Below are 16,309 nucleotides of genomic sequence, written 5' to 3'. Positions count from 1 at the left end.
TCCTCAACCTTTTTCATGGACGGGGATATATGTGGGGGAAGTCTTCTTTTCGACCGCGGCACCGAGTGCGAGTAACGACGCTCTTAGTAGATTGATCGTGAACACGGTATCGCCTTCGGCGGTTTCTTCGAGCTCAATCCCGCCGCCGTGCTCTTGCGCAATTTGTTGAGCAAGAGTCAGGCCAAGCCCCGTCCCGCTTTCCCTGCTCTCGCTTACGAATGGTAAGAATATTTTTTGGCGAACAGCGGCCGGCACACCCGGTCCACTATCAACAATTCTGATCTGAATCGACCGCTCGTTTTCGATGAGAGTCAGAGTAACGGTAGGAGGACCTTGGCCACGCTTTGCAGCTTGACAGGCATTCAGGAGCAGATTGTAAACGGCGCGGCCCAGTTTTTTGGCGTCGATCCATGCTTCGAGTGAAGATAGCCCGATGAGAGTTATTTTGACGTCTCGACCCGCAGGATGGGAACGGACCATGCTCACCGCTCGCTGGATCATAAGTGCGATTGATTCAAACTCGGGATGGAGTGCTCGGCCGGTTTGAGTGAAGAGGAGCAGCGAGTCAAGAAGATCGGTCATCCCTTGAACGGCCGCTTGCACTTCGAGCATTAACTCTTCACGCTCCGGCTGAGATATATTTACGCCACTCATAAATTCGGCATTGGCATACATCGCCGAAAGATAATGCCTTAGATCATGGGAAATGGAACTCGCCATTCGCCCGATTGTTGCAAGTCTCTCTGCGTCGAGCAGGTCATGTTGGGTGCGACGCAGCTGAATCCGCATACGCTCAAAGGCTCTGCTTAGCTCCCTTATCTCCGCTGCTCCGTCCTCATTGAGTTGATAGTCAAAGTTACCTTGAGCTAGAGCCCGAGTACCCTCTACAAGGGTTTCTATAGGGCGGGTGAGGGTACGTGAGATGGAAACCAACATTCCCGATCCGACAACTAGAGCCACAAGAGCAAGCGCAAGGACCCAGCGGTTCACTCTATTCACCAACTGCGTGGCTTCTTCGAATGACTTCAAGACAACAAGCTGAGGTATCTCCATTGCGCTCTCCTGTCTGGCAGAGGTGGTGAGTCGCTCAGATGCCGCGAGATAGTCCATCTTCCCAAGTTGAATTTTCTTGTTCTGCGTCGGCATCTCCAACAGGTCCCCGCCCCGAGCGACGAGCTCCTGCTGTAACACTGGACTCAATGTGCTGACCACAACTCTACCGTCAACGGAGAAGGCAACCTGCGCCGCAGCTGCTTCGCTAACCTCGCGGGCGACATGTTCATCGATGGGGTATCCCACAGCGACAAATCCGAGGAGAGTTCCGTGCTCCTTTAGCCCAAAGTAGAGTGGCTGTGTCGAGATTTCGTATATGCGGTCGTCTAGGGAAAGCAAGATTGGCTCTCCAGGTTTGTAGCGTTCCATCTCGAGCCCATGTGCTACCCCTGAATGGTCGAGCGCCGCGCCGCGGTTGTAGGAAACTATGAGTCTTCCGTTTTGATCAAGTAGCGCGAAGAAGTCGCATCCACTCACCTGCCAGAACTCAATTCCGCCATCCTCGATGGTTATGGGATCGTAGGTGGTCATTAGAGACTTCAGACTTGGCAGGTCAGCTAGAAGTGCAGACTCGCGCGCTAAGAGTTCACGCTGCTGACGTTGTAGGTTCTGGTAGGTCTTGACTGAGTGTTGGAGGTCAGATGCGAGATCCGTCCGAGTCTGCTGTTGAACGATGGTGCGGATCACCAGAAGACTCAGCAGTGTGCAACCGAACGAGAGAATGAGCAAAGGGATCAGCAGCGTCGTCCTCATCCGCAGCCTGTCCATCAGTTTCGGTCTCCCATGATCGGTGGGGATATCAGCTTCCGCGTACAAATTTGTAGCCAATGCCATGGATAGTGCGGAAGTATACAGGCTTTGCCGGATCCATTTCTAACTTCTGCCGTAACTTCATGATGTGGTTGTCCACCGTGCGCGTCGTCGGGTATGACGTGTAGTTCCAGACATCGTTCAGCAACTCTTCTCGAGTAATTACACGTTCCGCGTGTTCGACAAAATACTGGAGAAGCTTAATCTCGTGTGCGGTGAGAACTACAGTCGCACCATCTTTAAAAACTTCCATGCCAGAGAAATCTGCAGTCACGTTTCCAAAGCTAACGCGAGTGTTCGCTACCGGCTTGCGGGTTCGTCGAATTGCAGCCTGCACCCGCGCCATCAACTCGCGCGGACTAAACGGTTTTGTGACATAATCGTCTGCGCCCAACTCCAATAGCAAAACTTTATCTGCGACCTCAGAAACTGCGCTGAGAACCACAACTGGAGTACTAGCTGACCAGTTCTTGATCCCCTTGCACACCTCCAGGCCTGACATGCTTGGCAGCATCAGATCGAGTACAACACCGGCAGGCCTTAAGCTTTTACAGGTCGCCAAACCCTGCGCGCCGTCGCCGGTCACATGTACGTCATAACCCTCGGTGGTGAACTGCCGATGAAGCGCCTTTTGAATTCTAGGATCGTCTTCGATTACCAAGATCAAGCTCACTGTTTTCGCTCCTCGAGGAATCTCGGTCGCCCACCGATTCCTGATTCTTATATTCTATCGAGAGAAGTCAAGTTTCTTTGACGATCACCCACCTAAGTGTTTGATTCGTATAATCAAATGACAAAGCTCTGACAACTTGGAGACATTCAGAGCTCCCAGATTCACTTCCAAACGAGGAACGCATAAATATTGCCTTCTCCGGCAGATTATTTTATGTGGCATAGGACGCCGGGAGCCCGAAAATAACACGCGTGACCAAACTGTCTGTTGCAGACGTTCTGCATGATGTTGACGATCACCATCACCAGAACTCTCGCCGCAGAACAACAAAACGCGGCAAGCGAGAATCCTGTAAAACCGACACATCTAGATTGGCGGCTAACCATAAATGAGAGCCGAAACTGAGAGTTGAATCAAGAACCAGCGGGATGCAGCGCTACGGTTTCACCTCTATTCGTCTCCTCAATCGAGTTTTCTTGGAGTCCAAAATAAACAGTCATAAGGTTTCGAGCGATTTCTTCTAAGGAAAACCTCTCAAGATCTTCTGCTTTACGCTTCGGCTTCGTCAATGCATCACAGATTGCCGTTGCCAACCCAGACGATCCTTTGTCGGAATAAAGATCGAAATAATAGCACGCCTCACCGCCTACCTCACGGAACGTAGGAATATCGGAGCACACGACACGACTTCCGCACAGCAGTCCCTCGACGATCGGTAGACCAAACCCCTCCATAAAAGAAGGAGCTAATAATATGTCACAGCTCTTGTAAAGCCATATCAACTCCTCATCACTTACGCCATCTATTAATTTTACGCTGTCTCCCAGAGCTTCTCGCTCAATGACGGACTTGATCGTAGTAGTCTCAGGGCCATGATTACCTAACAAAAGCAACAGCGTTCGCCTGTCAATTCTTTCTCTTTTCAAGAGTTCCCCAAAAACCCGGAGTGCCATTGTAATATTCTTGTTTGCGCGATGCTGGGCGACCATCAGAAAAAACGGTCGGTCTGTGATGACGGAATAGCTGTGTCTGCTGGATTTAATGTTTACGCAGTTGTAAACGACTACTCCTTTTTTCTTCGCAACCGCAGGGAACCTTGTATTCAATCGCGACAGGGTAGTTTCAGAAACGCAGGTGACTAAGTCAACCTCCCCCAGACATTGTTGAAGAAATACTCTATTAAAATAAACCTTCGGGAATCCAAAATTGTCTGGTTCATCATATGGGTAAAGATCATGTAACGAAACCACCACGGGTCGATTTAGGGTGGCACGTCGGATGGGAACGGGAAACGAAAGATGAATGATATCTGCAGCCACGGCATTTGCAAGTCTTGGCAGCTCACATAGGTACCAAAGGTTTCGTGCAAAAGCGTCATTGTGTATATCGACAACTACGACGCTCAGTTTCATGTCTTCCATTTGAAAAGAGTGTTTAAAGTACGATTCTTGCCACTTTCCAACAACCAAGGTGACCTGAGAGATCTCTTTACGGCTAGCCGCACAGCACGCGAGACTGTATGCGTGTCTACAAATACCTGATGGGCCAGTAGATGACGAAACCGCAGTAATCAATATATTCATAGCTTCGCTTTACATTTCTGAATCGGCTTTAACGTAGGTCGACCACAACTGTCTCAGATAGGAACCGCGGAGTAGTTTTTCTGCGTATCGTCTTACAGCAGCTAATGGTCGAAATAACAAAAGAACGCAGATCTTAACACACTTTGGTTCAATACTTCGAAGCAATGGCACAGATGTGAAGATTACCTGCTCGTGCTCCCGACGTTGTTTATCTGGATTGCGGCACGTCTTGCTGGCAGGCTGCAACCTGAAATCTGCAAGTATCTCTGAAAGATGTCTAAAACGATATCCATTCGAGGTTAAGCGTATAAAAAACTCGAGGTCCATGACATATTGAAGATTCTCATCAAGCCAGTTATCATCATCAAAAATTCGTCTTCGAAAGAACGTAGCTGTTGTCGGGATATATAACACCCGATGGTAAAAAAGCACAAACTTACTGAACTTGATCTCCGGACGAACTTGAATAAGCCGCCCCGACTCATCTACTACGCGGTAGTCTCCATACAAAACATCAACGTCTGGGTTCTCTTCAAACACCTTCACTACATGCTCAAAGCATCCGAGTCGATAACGGTCATCGGAGTTTAGCCAACCAATGATGTCGCCCTGAGCCCAGCGGAACCCCTTGTTTAGAGCTTCACTCTGTCCGCTATCTTGCTCGGCAACCCAAGTAATGTTGGTGCAATTCTTGTCGCTCGGTAGACTCCGCAATAAGTCGATTGTGCCGTCAGTCGACATTCCATCGATTATTAGATGTTCGCAGACCGGATAATTTTGAAGACGTACGCTTTCCAAAGCTTCTTGAATGAAGCTAACTTGATTAAATGATGGTGTGACAACCGAGATTGACAGGGAACTTTTCATTGATTTGTCACTATGAAAGATATGGTTTCCGATGGTGGCGGATTATCCTTTACTTGACGTCATTAACGTTAGTTGTGTAATTTGTGCTCGGAGATACAGCTGATTGGCAGCGACCAGATAGTCTCCGCCCGTGAACCAGCGGTCGCCCTGCGTCTCGCACCGATCGCAAATACGACATTCGGAGACGCAGAATTATGCGCCTGTGCTGTCGATACGTTCCCATACCAATCCTCAAGCCCATCCGTTGTGCATCGTCATTCTGATTCGAGCGACCAGCACTCGGCGTGGATCACACTCCTCCAGTTCGAGCCAAAATCGCGTCACCAAGAGGTATATTGCTGTCATGGCAATTGAGAGTGCAGTAGAGCTTAAGACTATGAGGAAGCGATGCGGGCTAGACTTTCGCTCGGGAAGACCGGGAAAATCAATGATTCCGACTGTCGGAATGGATTTGGCTTCGTCGATACGAGCCGTCTCATATTCTTCTGAAAGTAGGTCAAAGACGGTTTCATGAATGCGAACAGTCCTATAAAGATTGGCCCACTGAACACCCAATCGAGGGAGTTCTCGTAGAGCTGGATATGGATGAGTTGAATCAAGATTATCTTCTTCCACTCCCTGAATGCTCCGTCCATTGGCGCGCTGTAGTTCGTGTTGCAGGATTGCATTTCTTGCCTCCGCCGCGCGTACCCGGACATTTTGATCGCCATAAATCTGGCGCAGAGCGCTCAGTTCCGTTTCGCCAGCTATAAGTTGCCCTTCGAGCTTGGCTCCAGCGTCTACGGTGGCTCTGGTCTGTTCTTTCAGATCAATTGTGGTGTTTTTCCTGGAGAAGTCACTCAGTTCCAGCTGTGCGCGCTCTAGTTCAGTTTGGACAGTATTCAGGCGCTGCTCAATAAATTCGCGTTCGCGACGAGCGGCGGAAGTATTAACTCGAGCGACTAATCTATTCAGTTCATCTAGATAAGCGTTAGCCAGGTCTCGCGCACGCTCGCGGTCACCATCTGTTACAACGATTGTGATCACGCCACTTTTCGAATCTTCAGTAATCTTGGTCAGATGTGCTAATCGCTTTGCAGTACTATCTCGATAACGTCTGTGATAGACCCGTTGCAGGTCAAACTTATCGATAAGATGCCCGGATACTGTTCCGCTATGCAACAACGCAACGAACAGGGCGCTGTTGTTTTTTACTCCAATGAGACTGCCAGCTAAACCTGAGAGACTGCTAGCTGAGCTCTTACCCACTAAAGCAGCAAGCATGGCAGCACCATTGCCGCCCTGTTCTGGCGGCATGATTCGTGCTCCGGACTCGTATTGCTTAGGCAGTGAGAACGCGACTAAAATACTAATTGCGAAGGTGGCTCCAGCTGTGCGGAGAAAAATACGCCGGTTATCCCAGAACAGTGACGCGTTTGTCACCCAGGTTTTCTCGACACCATCCGATTGCTGCTTGTTGCGGCTCGGAGAGGGCGCTTGAGACGTGGGCGTTGATAAGCTTGCCTGCATTGCTACCTCGACAGTGATGAGTCTGGACTCCGTGAACCACCAACCGCTTGTCTTAGATAAAGAGTCATATTAAAATACTAGGTGTCGCTCGATAAAATAAAATTTAGTCTATACAAAGACCTGAAACTAGCACTTTTGGACTCACGTCATAATTCCTAGTGAAGCGCCAACGCTGCTGCGAATCCCACCGAAGAGAATACCTGCGCTGAAGCGAACAGATTTCTCCACAAGGCCGACCCACCGAAGACCTTCTGGGGAACAACAACGACGTCGCCCGGATCAAGCTTTGTATCAAGAACCCCTGGCTCATGCCAGTTATTCGAACGTCTCCCTACCACGAGGCCGTTAGCCCGGATGACAAGAATTTCTTTTCGGTTACCGCCTTCGGTGCTACCCCCCGCTCGCTGGAGATACCAGCCCGTGGTCTTCCCCGGAACGAACGTGATTGCAGACGCGTTATAGACCTGACCAGTGACCAAAACGAAACCTGGCCTTTTAGGTATAGTGAGGACGTCTCCATTACGCAGTTCGACATCTGCGGATGTGCCTTCCCAGCTTGAAATATCTCTGTTAATTTTGATTACCAAACGTCCAATTGCTGGTTGGTTGCGCAATCGAGAAACCACTTCTTTTTGTTGCTGGACGAGTAACTGCAATGTCGCCGCATCGTCCTGTGCGGAGAGGCTCGGAGCCAGCCTCGCACCAGCGGATGTTGTCTCAATCTGATGGATCAACTCATTTCGGCTCTTGTCTTCAAGCTCTTTTACCTGAAGTCTGATCAATACTGCCCCTGAGGGGTAAGCCGAAGATCGAAACCCACCTGCGCGTTTCAAAACTGAACTCAATCTTTCCCCCTCTTGCAGACCGTAGGAACCGGGATAAGCAACTTCACCGGACACACTTACTGAAGATCCAATATCGTTCCAGCCCGATATTTGATGGATTGTCAGCACGTCCCCGGCTTTGAGTATTACGTCTGAGGCCGAATCGTAATTGTTGACTGCCGCTCCGATTCGGATTGCCCCTCTACGGCTTATAACCTGTCGTCCATCTTTCACGTCATAACTAGCAAGATCGGCGGCATCAAGTAGTGCACTCCGCTTGAAGCCGCCTGCCATCCGAACGAGTTGTGCGGCGGTCATTCCCTGAGAAAGCGCATACTCTCCGGGGTGGATTACCTCTCCGTGTACCTGAACTTTGGGAGCGTCTGCTTCATAGCGACCTGCGATCCGGATTGTGTCGAAAGGTCTTAAGTCAAGTTCTTCGTTCCCGACAAAAACGTCGGGCACGCTAAATGAAATAGCTTCAACACGCAAATCAGGTGGCATCAGACGAACAATTTCCCCGCGATCCGCGGGTTCTGGAAGGAGGTCTTGGTACGACCGAAGAACATCATTCAACTTCATTCCATCGTGGTAGGGAAACTTTCCAGGTCTGACAACATGTCCCTCAACGTAGATCGCCTTTTCGCTATAAGGCAGTATCGGGTTGATGTTAACGCGATCGCCGTCTAGAACGGCAAACTGCTCGATCCTTATCTGCGACGCCTCTCTCGTACTTCCTTCCGGTATATCCAGGTTCAGCGTCGCCCGGTGCCCTTGCTCGTCAATTCTTTCGATTGTTATGCGGCTCATCGCAGCAGCCACCAGCAAACCACCGGCTTCGTCCAACACTTCAGATAGTTCTCTCTCGCCTCTTAGTTCATAGATCGCGGGGCGCTTAACCATCCCTGCTACTGCAACCTGTCGTCCGACGGGCGGTATCAAAATCGTGTCGCCCGCTTCCAGTCTTTCCCCGTCCGGCCGAACACCGTGAAGTAAAAAGTCATAGAGATCTACCTCGCGCACCAATTCTTTTCCGCGATATTGGCGAGCTATACGTAATGAGCCAAGGTTGGTTGGTCCACCGGCTGCATATAGCGCGTTGAGCGGAGTCGCTAGCGAGCTAAGGTCGTATGCTCCAGGACGTTGAACATCACCAACTATGTACACTCGTATGGTTCTTAAACGCGAAAGAGTTACCGAAACCTTCGCGTCTCTGAATTGCTTCCCCAATTCCTGCTGAATTAACTCCTGAGCGCGGCCGAGAGGCAGTCCCGCGACTAGGACGGCCCCGACGTCGGGCAGTACAATTGTCCCCTCACGATCAATGTTCCTTGGAAAGGTCTGTGACACTCCTCCCCAAAGACTAATGATCAGTCCATCGCCTGCCCCCAGAATATATTCCGGGCCGACCGGCACATCAATTGACATCTGTTTGGCAGTCAATCCCCTCTCAAGAAACATATCCGACCCGAAGCGTCTGAGCTTCGAAGTCTGCTCCGGAATTTGGGAGTATAAATCGCGAAGCGACTGAAGGTTGTAAGGAGTTGTCTGATGAATTACCTCAGTCGAATTACCACTGTTGCGATCAGACTTGATCGGTGGCGAGAGATCTCCCCGTTCCGAAGAACCTGATCCACCTTTTTTCCGGACAACATCGGAACTAACATTATCCGGCCGGTCGAAACCAGGAGAATTTGCATCTTTTACACCGCCCCTCAAAGAATCAGGACCTCCAGAACCGAGTGAGGTCGTTGGGTTGAGAGACTCGTCGAACTCTTGCATATCTGAACTCTGTCTATCTAAATCTGAACCGGACAAGTAGCCACGCGCCCTCAGCCATACTGTAATTACGGCGCGTAGTCCCGTATCTGTGGATATGCCCTTGTACAGCATGTCATCTGTAATAGCATCTGACTGCGTTGTAGTTCCCTGCTGTTGCAGATAGTCGGCCATTACCTCTTTGATGTCCACTATCAATTCTGGTCGAGACTGCAAGACTTTGAGGACTTGATCTGTGGTCAGGACGCCGTTTGTTCCCTGACTTGTATTATCCCCTTCGGCACTCAATCTTGTGCGGCCTGCACTGTCATCATCGGTTGGGTTGGAATTGGGAGTCCTTGGAGATGGTGACAACGAAGGCGAACCAGATGGCAGGCCGGCCGGCAAAGTCGGGGCCTGTAATTGCTGTGACCAGACGGACGTTGATGAAAGCAAACAGCAAAAGAAGATAGCGAACCACCGTCTCCTACCCAGCTCAAAAAAGCTCATATAAAAGACTTGTAGCCTTCCTTCCTGCACTCGAATACGTCGCCGATCAGTTCCGGCTACGTGCTTCACAGGTTTTCTACAAAATTTGGAGTCAAAGCCACCATCTTCTACATTCATTTTCATAATGGCCTCGACAGACAGAACGATTAGTGGCCACGACACAAACTACGTAAACACTATCCAGATAAAAATGCGACCAAGGTCTACAACTCCCTACCTGAATCGCTCTATCACGATTGTTCTAAATAGATTAGCAGTGGGTATATCGCCAAGCGGCGATGACGGCGAGCTGAAGCCTATCTTTCCGAAGACGTGTTGCTCTTCCTCCAACGAGCTGCTTCGATTAAGTAACAGCAACCCTGTTCCAGGTGAAAGCGCAACCGAAAAAAAAATATCCAATTTCATCTAGTGCTCCACGCAACCGAAGCGATAATCTTGTCTCCCTGTTGGTGACCGTAATCTTAGCGGGTCGACGCAGAGGAAACAGTTTATCGCTAACTTCGCAGAGCTCCCCACGCCCCGCGTGTGACAAAGCTCTGCAGAGCAAAAGATAGAGCTTCGTTCCTGGAAATTTTGCTAACACTATTCTTTTTCCGTACCGTTCGATCCATAGACTGACGGGCCGAGGTAATTGACTGATTGTCCACGTTAACACCTCCGGCAGGCAGGGCATGGCAAAATTCTCGCGCGAAACGAGTGTCGCAACTCCCACTGCAAGGGCAATCTCTTCGCTCTTCGATACATGTCTTTGTACTTCAATCCATAAGGTATGGTTTTCCTGATTAAACTTAACAAAATTCACGAATTCGAGAATCCACGCAGCTCGTGTCCATTCTCCCTTCAGATGCTTAAAAAGATGGACCGCCTGCGCGATAAATTTGTCAGAATCAGAAAGAATTGGTAATTCCAGATCTCGCCAACGCCGAGAGCTCAGCCTGAATAGTCGGTCATCCTGAAAATGGATACAGTCCCAACCACGGTCGTCGGCAAAATGTATTTCTACACAACGCTGCGGTTTCACCTTATAGAGATTTCTCAAACATGGCATACCTTCACCGCCTGCTTTGAACTCCCTTACATTACTCCCGATACCAGTTAATAAATACCCGTGTCGTCGCATTATCTGCTCGCAACGAGAGATGTCGTGATTAGCTATCAAAAAATCGAGATCAAGCTGACAACGCAGCGCAGCCTCCGAAAACGCATCGGGAGCCAAAGTGAAACCTTTAAGGTTGGCGTAGGATATCCCTGCATTTTTGAAATCCCTATTAATCTTCAGAAACTCCTCGAACAAGCGATTCGTCTTTTCCTGGTTATCCGCAGCATTTTTTTTGAGACGGAGCAACACGCGCGGAGGGATCGCATCGTTCATGTGCAGGACATGGAGCCGGTCTAAAAAATAAATTGCCAGACCACTCGCATCCAACCAGGGATAAGTTCCCTTCCAAGCCCGATAACTAAATTTGGAAATGCGCTCGCCAAGCATCCGCGAATCCTCGGTTTGGAACGTCGCAATCACGGCCTGTGCCAATCGGTAATTCATTCGCGGCATAACCTTCCTATTTGCGTTTATTCTGTGATTACAGCTAGAGAGGCTAACACTTTTACTAGGGCTGTCTTTTGCATCGTCATTCTGTCACATGAAGAGTTAAGGTCATCGAGCCGTGCCCGGACCCGCAAAACACTGAACAGTGGCCTACAAAATCTCCGGTCTGGGTTGGCGTGAAAGCGAGCTCCGCAGTTTTCCCTTTGTCAATCCTGGTGGTAAGGTTCAATTCTTTGAATTTGACACCATGAGCGACGTCCTGAGTTTTTAGTTCGATGATGACCGGCTCGCCCTTTCTCAAGGTAATCTCTGACGGCTCATACGCATACCGCTTTACTGAAACAATAACTGTCTTTGGTGCATCCGAGGCTGCGGTGAATCCAGATAGTGCTAAAGCGCCAAGAGTGAATATGCCAACCATGAACACTTTTGCCGAGACCGGTAGTTCCATTTACACCACGACCTTTCGAGGCTGGGGGCAAGGGTTAACAATCCGCTTACACAAAGCTCGCGCCGACTCGCAGACGACCGCGTTATCCATAGGTTAGTAGAGCTATGTGAATCAGTTGTCATTGTGCAATGTGTTGTTTGTCACTTGTTTGTAAAAGCCCGAAAGATATTCTTCTGGCTCTCTCTAGGGCTCCAACAGCAAGGGAATTAGTGATGAAGTTAGTTGCTGGACCGTGATGTTTGCACAGATGAACCCAAAAAACTCTGCCCTTTCGAGGTCAAAAAGCAGAATTGTTCCTGTACCTATCATCAATGTCCGCAGTTTCTTATCGTGGAGAATGGATATCTCTGCGAGGCTATCGGGGGGCACTATGTCTCGAAGAATCTTCCAGGAGACGACGGCCGGTCTATTTCCATGGGTTTCATTAATCCAGAGACGTCGAATGGCTATGGCGATCTCTAAGTCATTCGATTGGACAGAAAATCGATCGGGCCCGGTGCCATTTGTGAACAGATATGGCGTGGCGACGAAACGTCGTAGAAGATCAGGAGGGCGGCTTTGATTTCTCATCAAACGAGCACTTCCTCCTGGCGATTGGCTACAAACGCCCGGAGATGCCTCGCGGCGAACCTGGGAGTTCCTCCATATCGAAATAGCCAGCACGGCAACCGTGAGACGGCTTCGACAGTAAGGTCACGCATCGCCGAGGCTTCGAACAGCTGAACAGGCAATCTTTCCATGCTCGAATCAAGGTAGCTATGGGCTTTGCACGATCTCACCGTGGTGAACTTCGCTCCAGACTGTCGCGTTCTTTCTAAAAAGATCAGCCACCGCGGCTCACAAGCTCTCTCGATCCGCGTACCAAATGTCTCGGCGATGTTTATTTCGTAAGCTAACTCGCCATTCATTGATGTCTGAAGCTTGTATCGTGTTAGGCCTGGAAAATGAATGACAGCATCGGGCAATAGCTTTACTGGGGCTGATGTGCCGTGTGCAACCACCGAACTACGGAACCGTGAGATATAAGTCCAGTCATCAGAGACATAACTGAAGCCTTCTTGTGAGAGTGCGACAGATAACGTGGACTTTCCGGCTCCTGAGAGGCCAGCGATTAGTAACCCGTCACCATCGGACTCCAGACAAGCGCAGTGCATGGGAACCATTCCCATGGCGGCGCCTAGAACGCCTAGAGAAATTGGGACCAGCTTTTCCTTCCAGAAGCGTAAGTCTCTGGCCGCTACCGTCGAGACACTGGCGTTAACCGTTCGACGTAAGATATCGAAGACAAAAATGTTGTCACTGCCGAACGAAGCTGTTACCACATGATGTAAACCACGGAAGTGCGGCTCTCCCATTGGCTTTGGTGAAGCCTCGTTGACCAAAACTCGCATGCTGAATCGGCTCGTGAGGATGGGATTGGTGGGAATCGAAATATTACTCAACAAACTCAGTAGTTCACCTGAGTTTGTGTGCAGATCGCAACCCGCACCTGCGAAATTAAGCTCCTTGCTATGGGGTAAAACTGTTTCATCTGTTGAAAATGAAGTCATCGGAACACCTGTCGGATCTCACTTTATCTCAATGGACGGAAGAATTCCGGCCTCTCTTAGAAACTTTACAAATTGCTGACAGGGATGTGACAACTGCATCGATCTCAAGTCATATCGTCCAAAATAAGCGAGGAGATTGCATTGCCTAAGGCCCGCAAAATTGTCTTCTTTTTCCCATCTTTCGCTAGTTCTGACGCGACCGCACCTCTAGGCATCCTCGCCGTAGCCACTCCATTGATCCGAGCCGGCTATCAGGTCGTTCTGATCGACTCTACTATCACCCCAAATTATAAGCAGCGCGTGTTGGAAGAGGTGCGTGACTCTATCTGTCTCGGAATCTCTTTAGTGACCGGGCCGATGATCCGTGAGACCGTTGAAATTGCCAAAGCTATTAAGGCTCGAGACCCCGAGTTCCCGATTGTCCTTGGGGGGTGGCACCCTTCTCTTTTGCCAAAACAGACACTGCAATCGTGGTACATCGACTACGTAGTGTGTGGACAGGGAGAAGAATCCTTCCTCGAATTGGTCGGCCACATTGAGAACCAGTCCTCTCCAGACTTTGTCTCCGGCATCGGTTTCAAGCGAGATAATAAACTTATATTTACCCCCGAGCGCGCGCTAAGGCCTATTGTGGAACAACCTCCAAAGTCTTATCAGATTGCGGACTTTGATGCCTATGAGCGAATGTGTGGAAGGCGCTGGGCAATGTACACCTCCAGCCTTGCCTGCCCCTTCGATTGCGCCTATTGCACCAACGGTGCGGTTTATAAGCGTAAATGGAACGCTCTTCCGGCGGAGCAATTCGTTGAAGAAACTGTTGACCTAAGCCGTAGGTACAACCTCAGCATGCTTTGGATTGTGGACGATAACTTTTTAGTTGACTTGGATCGTGCGCGAGCCATCAGCGAGGGCCTAGTGCAGGCCGAGGCAGAGTTTCAGTGGAGTATCCAAGCAACTACAAATCTGACCTCTAGGCTTTCGCTGGAGGATTTGAAATTGCTGCGTCGCAGCGGCTTGCATCAAATTTGCCAAGGTGTCGACTCCGGATCTCCAAAGATCCTGAAGGCCATGAACAAAACCTTTCAAAACTTCGAAGATATCTACGAAAGCGCGGCACGGTGCTTAGCCGCAGGAATGCGTCCCTCTTTCAACATTATCTTTGCCTACCCTGGAGAGGGAGCAAAAGAGCGTCGAGAGACCATGAATTTCATTATGGATGTATGCCGACGCTTTCCGGGCACGGAATTCTGGACTAATATCTTTACTCCCTATCCAGCCACCAATGTAATGAACAACGCTACCGAGCTTGGTATTGAGGTTCCTGACTCGCTTGAAAAATGGGCCGAGTTCTTTCCGCGTTACACCAAACTCCCTTGGCTGAACGGACATGATCACGAAGAGTTACAGGTTATGCGCGATTACCTACGTATTGCCTTCGATCGCATTCCGATCGGAATTGACCGTCGGACTCGCATGACTCGCCTTGCTCAGAAGTGCATATCATTTCCAGCTCGCTTCCGACTTGATCATGGCCTATATCGATTCCCCGTCGAGCTTTGGCTCAATGACAAGCTCAAGGAGCGGACGGCGGGTTTCAAGCCAGTTGTGGATGCTCGCCGACTAGAACCGAACCCAGAACCGGGAGAGGTTACATGCTGAGTCAGGGCAAAGTCGTATTGTTTTATCCGCCATATGACGGGCCTCCGCTTGGTGCACCGCTTTGCCTACTCACTCTTGCAGCCAGTCTGCGTGAAGCAAACTTCGATGTCGTCATGATTGATGCCGCGATCGAACCGAATTACTTAACCCGTATAGAGTGCGAGAGCGTGGATGCTCTTTGCGTTGGGATCTCCGTTCTGACCGGCCCAATGATTCGCGGCGCTATAGAAGTGGCAAGCATAGTCAAAAGCCACGCGCCGTGGCTTCCAGTCATCTTTGGGGGATGGCACCCGTCGCTGCTTCCCGATGAAACCTTGGGTGAAAGCTTTGTAGATATGGTTGTCCGCGGTCAGGGTGAAATAACACTTGTCGAAACCGCCCAAGCCCTGGCTAATAAGAAATCTCTTCGTAACATTGCAGGGCTTTCTTGGAAGAGCAACGGGCAACATACTCACAACGTTGATCGGAAGATTGAATCTCTAGACTCGCTTCCGCTCCCCGCATTCGACCTTACTAATTTTGATGCTTACGAAGAAATCGCCGGCATTCGCAAACTCGCGTATGCGACCAGCGTTGGTTGCCCCTATGCGTGCAATTACTGTACAGACATGGTCTTTTACAAACGGAGATTTAATGCTCTCTCCGCCGATCGGACAGTAGCGGAAATGATCGAGCTCGTCACTCGCTACCGCATTGAAGAAGTGGCACTGCTTGACTCTAACTTTCCTGTTCAGTTGCCGCGAGCTCTTCAGATCGCCCGCGGCATCATTGATTCCGGAGTGAAGTTTAAGTGGACGTTTCAGGCCTCTACCGACTTTCTCTGTCGCATGAGTGAGGATGAAGTTCGGTTGCTCGGCGCCAGCGGCGTCTCACACATGGGCTTTGGCACAGAATCAACTTCAGACTCCGTGCTCAAGCTAATGAACAAGCGTCATCAACGTGTCGACGAGATGTATGAAACTGCGCGCAAGGCACAACTGGGTGGAATTCGCGTAACCTTCAACTTAATCTTCGGATATCCAGGTGAGACAGAAGCAGATCGCATCATGACCTTTCAGACCATGAGCGACATTGGTCGTCAGTTTGCCAATGTTAGTTTCTCGCCAAATATCTTTACCCCCTATCCAGGAATTCCTATCTGGCCCCAGTTGCGCGAACTGGGTGTTCCTGAGCCGAAAAATCTTCATGAATGGATGGAGATGCCTTTGGGTGCAAACATGCTGCCTTGGCTTAAGGGAAATGAGCTCGCTCGACTGCAACGTATGCTCAAGTACTTTTTACTCAATAATCAGATCGATCGTCAGCAAAAAAGCTACTCCCGGCTGCGGTACGCCGTGCGGTTCATCGTTCAGACACCAATCCGTTGGCGGCTCCGTTCGAGCAACTACTCATTTCCATGGGAACTCTGGCTTTCTAATCTATCTGAACGCATCGTGCTTCGCCGTTCGCTGGTGACTGGTCAGGAACTCCCTAAGGAGACCGTCAATGCGTGCTAATCAGACAAAGGGAGGAGGTA

The 16,309-nt window shown here is 49.9% G+C and carries 11 protein-coding genes; 2 read left to right on the top strand and 9 right to left on the bottom strand.

Annotated features, from left to right (window positions below; genetic code table 11):
* Positions 1–3: 3 nt before the first annotated feature.
* The 9 genes from HDF12_RS11880 to HDF12_RS11840 form a co-directional block, all read right to left on the bottom strand.
* The gene (locus HDF12_RS11880; RefSeq protein WP_257025526.1) at positions 4–1,806 is read right to left on the bottom strand and encodes a sensor histidine kinase; all 1,803 of its coding nucleotides are present in this window, start codon (positions 1,804–1,806) and stop codon (positions 4–6) included.
* Between the two features lie 46 nt (positions 1,807–1,852).
* Complete coding sequence (locus tag HDF12_RS11875; protein ID WP_179583090.1) at positions 1,853–2,536, bottom strand: response regulator; 684 nt, start codon at positions 2,534–2,536, stop codon at positions 1,853–1,855.
* Between the two features lie 413 nt (positions 2,537–2,949).
* On the bottom strand, positions 2,950–4,119 hold the full coding sequence (locus HDF12_RS11870; RefSeq protein WP_179583088.1) for a glycosyltransferase family 4 protein: 1,170 nt from the start codon (positions 4,117–4,119) through the stop codon (positions 2,950–2,952).
* Positions 4,120–4,128: 9 nt separating this feature from the next.
* On the bottom strand, positions 4,129–4,986 hold the full coding sequence (locus HDF12_RS11865) for a glycosyltransferase family 2 protein (RefSeq protein WP_179583086.1): 858 nt from the start codon (positions 4,984–4,986) through the stop codon (positions 4,129–4,131).
* A 231-nt stretch (positions 4,987–5,217) separates the two neighbouring features.
* A complete protein-coding gene (locus tag HDF12_RS11860; protein ID WP_179583084.1) occupies positions 5,218–6,495 on the bottom strand; it encodes a GumC family protein in 1,278 nt (425 codons plus the stop codon).
* Positions 6,496–6,650: 155 nt separating this feature from the next.
* A complete protein-coding gene (locus HDF12_RS11855; RefSeq protein ID WP_257025525.1) occupies positions 6,651–9,710 on the bottom strand; it encodes an SLBB domain-containing protein in 3,060 nt (1,019 codons plus the stop codon).
* A gap of 220 nt (positions 9,711–9,930) precedes the next feature.
* On the bottom strand, positions 9,931–11,139 hold the full coding sequence (locus tag HDF12_RS11850) for a nucleotidyltransferase family protein (protein WP_218892354.1): 1,209 nt from the start codon (positions 11,137–11,139) through the stop codon (positions 9,931–9,933).
* A gap of 76 nt (positions 11,140–11,215) precedes the next feature.
* Entirely contained in the window at positions 11,216–11,584 is a 369-nt protein-coding gene (locus HDF12_RS11845; RefSeq protein ID WP_179583080.1) for a cupredoxin domain-containing protein, read from the bottom strand.
* Positions 11,585–12,153: 569 nt separating this feature from the next.
* The gene (locus tag HDF12_RS11840; protein WP_179583078.1) at positions 12,154–13,134 is read right to left on the bottom strand and encodes a phosphoenolpyruvate carboxykinase (ATP); all 981 of its coding nucleotides are present in this window, start codon (positions 13,132–13,134) and stop codon (positions 12,154–12,156) included.
* 141 nt (positions 13,135–13,275) lie between these two features.
* On the opposite strand from HDF12_RS11840, the gene HDF12_RS11835 reads away from it, so the two are divergent.
* Together HDF12_RS11835 and HDF12_RS11830 are read left to right on the top strand one after the other, a co-directional pair.
* Positions 13,276–14,793, top strand: coding sequence for a B12-binding domain-containing radical SAM protein (locus HDF12_RS11835; RefSeq protein ID WP_218892353.1), 1,518 nt, complete (start codon positions 13,276–13,278; stop codon positions 14,791–14,793).
* Positions 14,787–16,289, top strand: a complete 1,503-nt coding sequence (locus tag HDF12_RS11830) for a B12-binding domain-containing radical SAM protein (protein ID WP_179583076.1) — start codon at positions 14,787–14,789, stop codon at positions 16,287–16,289. The genes HDF12_RS11835 and HDF12_RS11830 overlap by 7 nt, the downstream gene beginning before the upstream one ends.
* Positions 16,290–16,309: the final 20 nt, after the last annotated feature.

Source organism: Tunturiibacter gelidiferens, from assembly GCF_013410115.1.
Classification (GTDB): domain Bacteria; phylum Acidobacteriota; class Terriglobia; order Terriglobales; family Acidobacteriaceae; genus Edaphobacter; species Edaphobacter gelidiferens.
The sequence above is the reverse complement of the archived record's forward strand: the minus strand, read 5'-3'. Positions and strand labels throughout refer to the sequence as shown.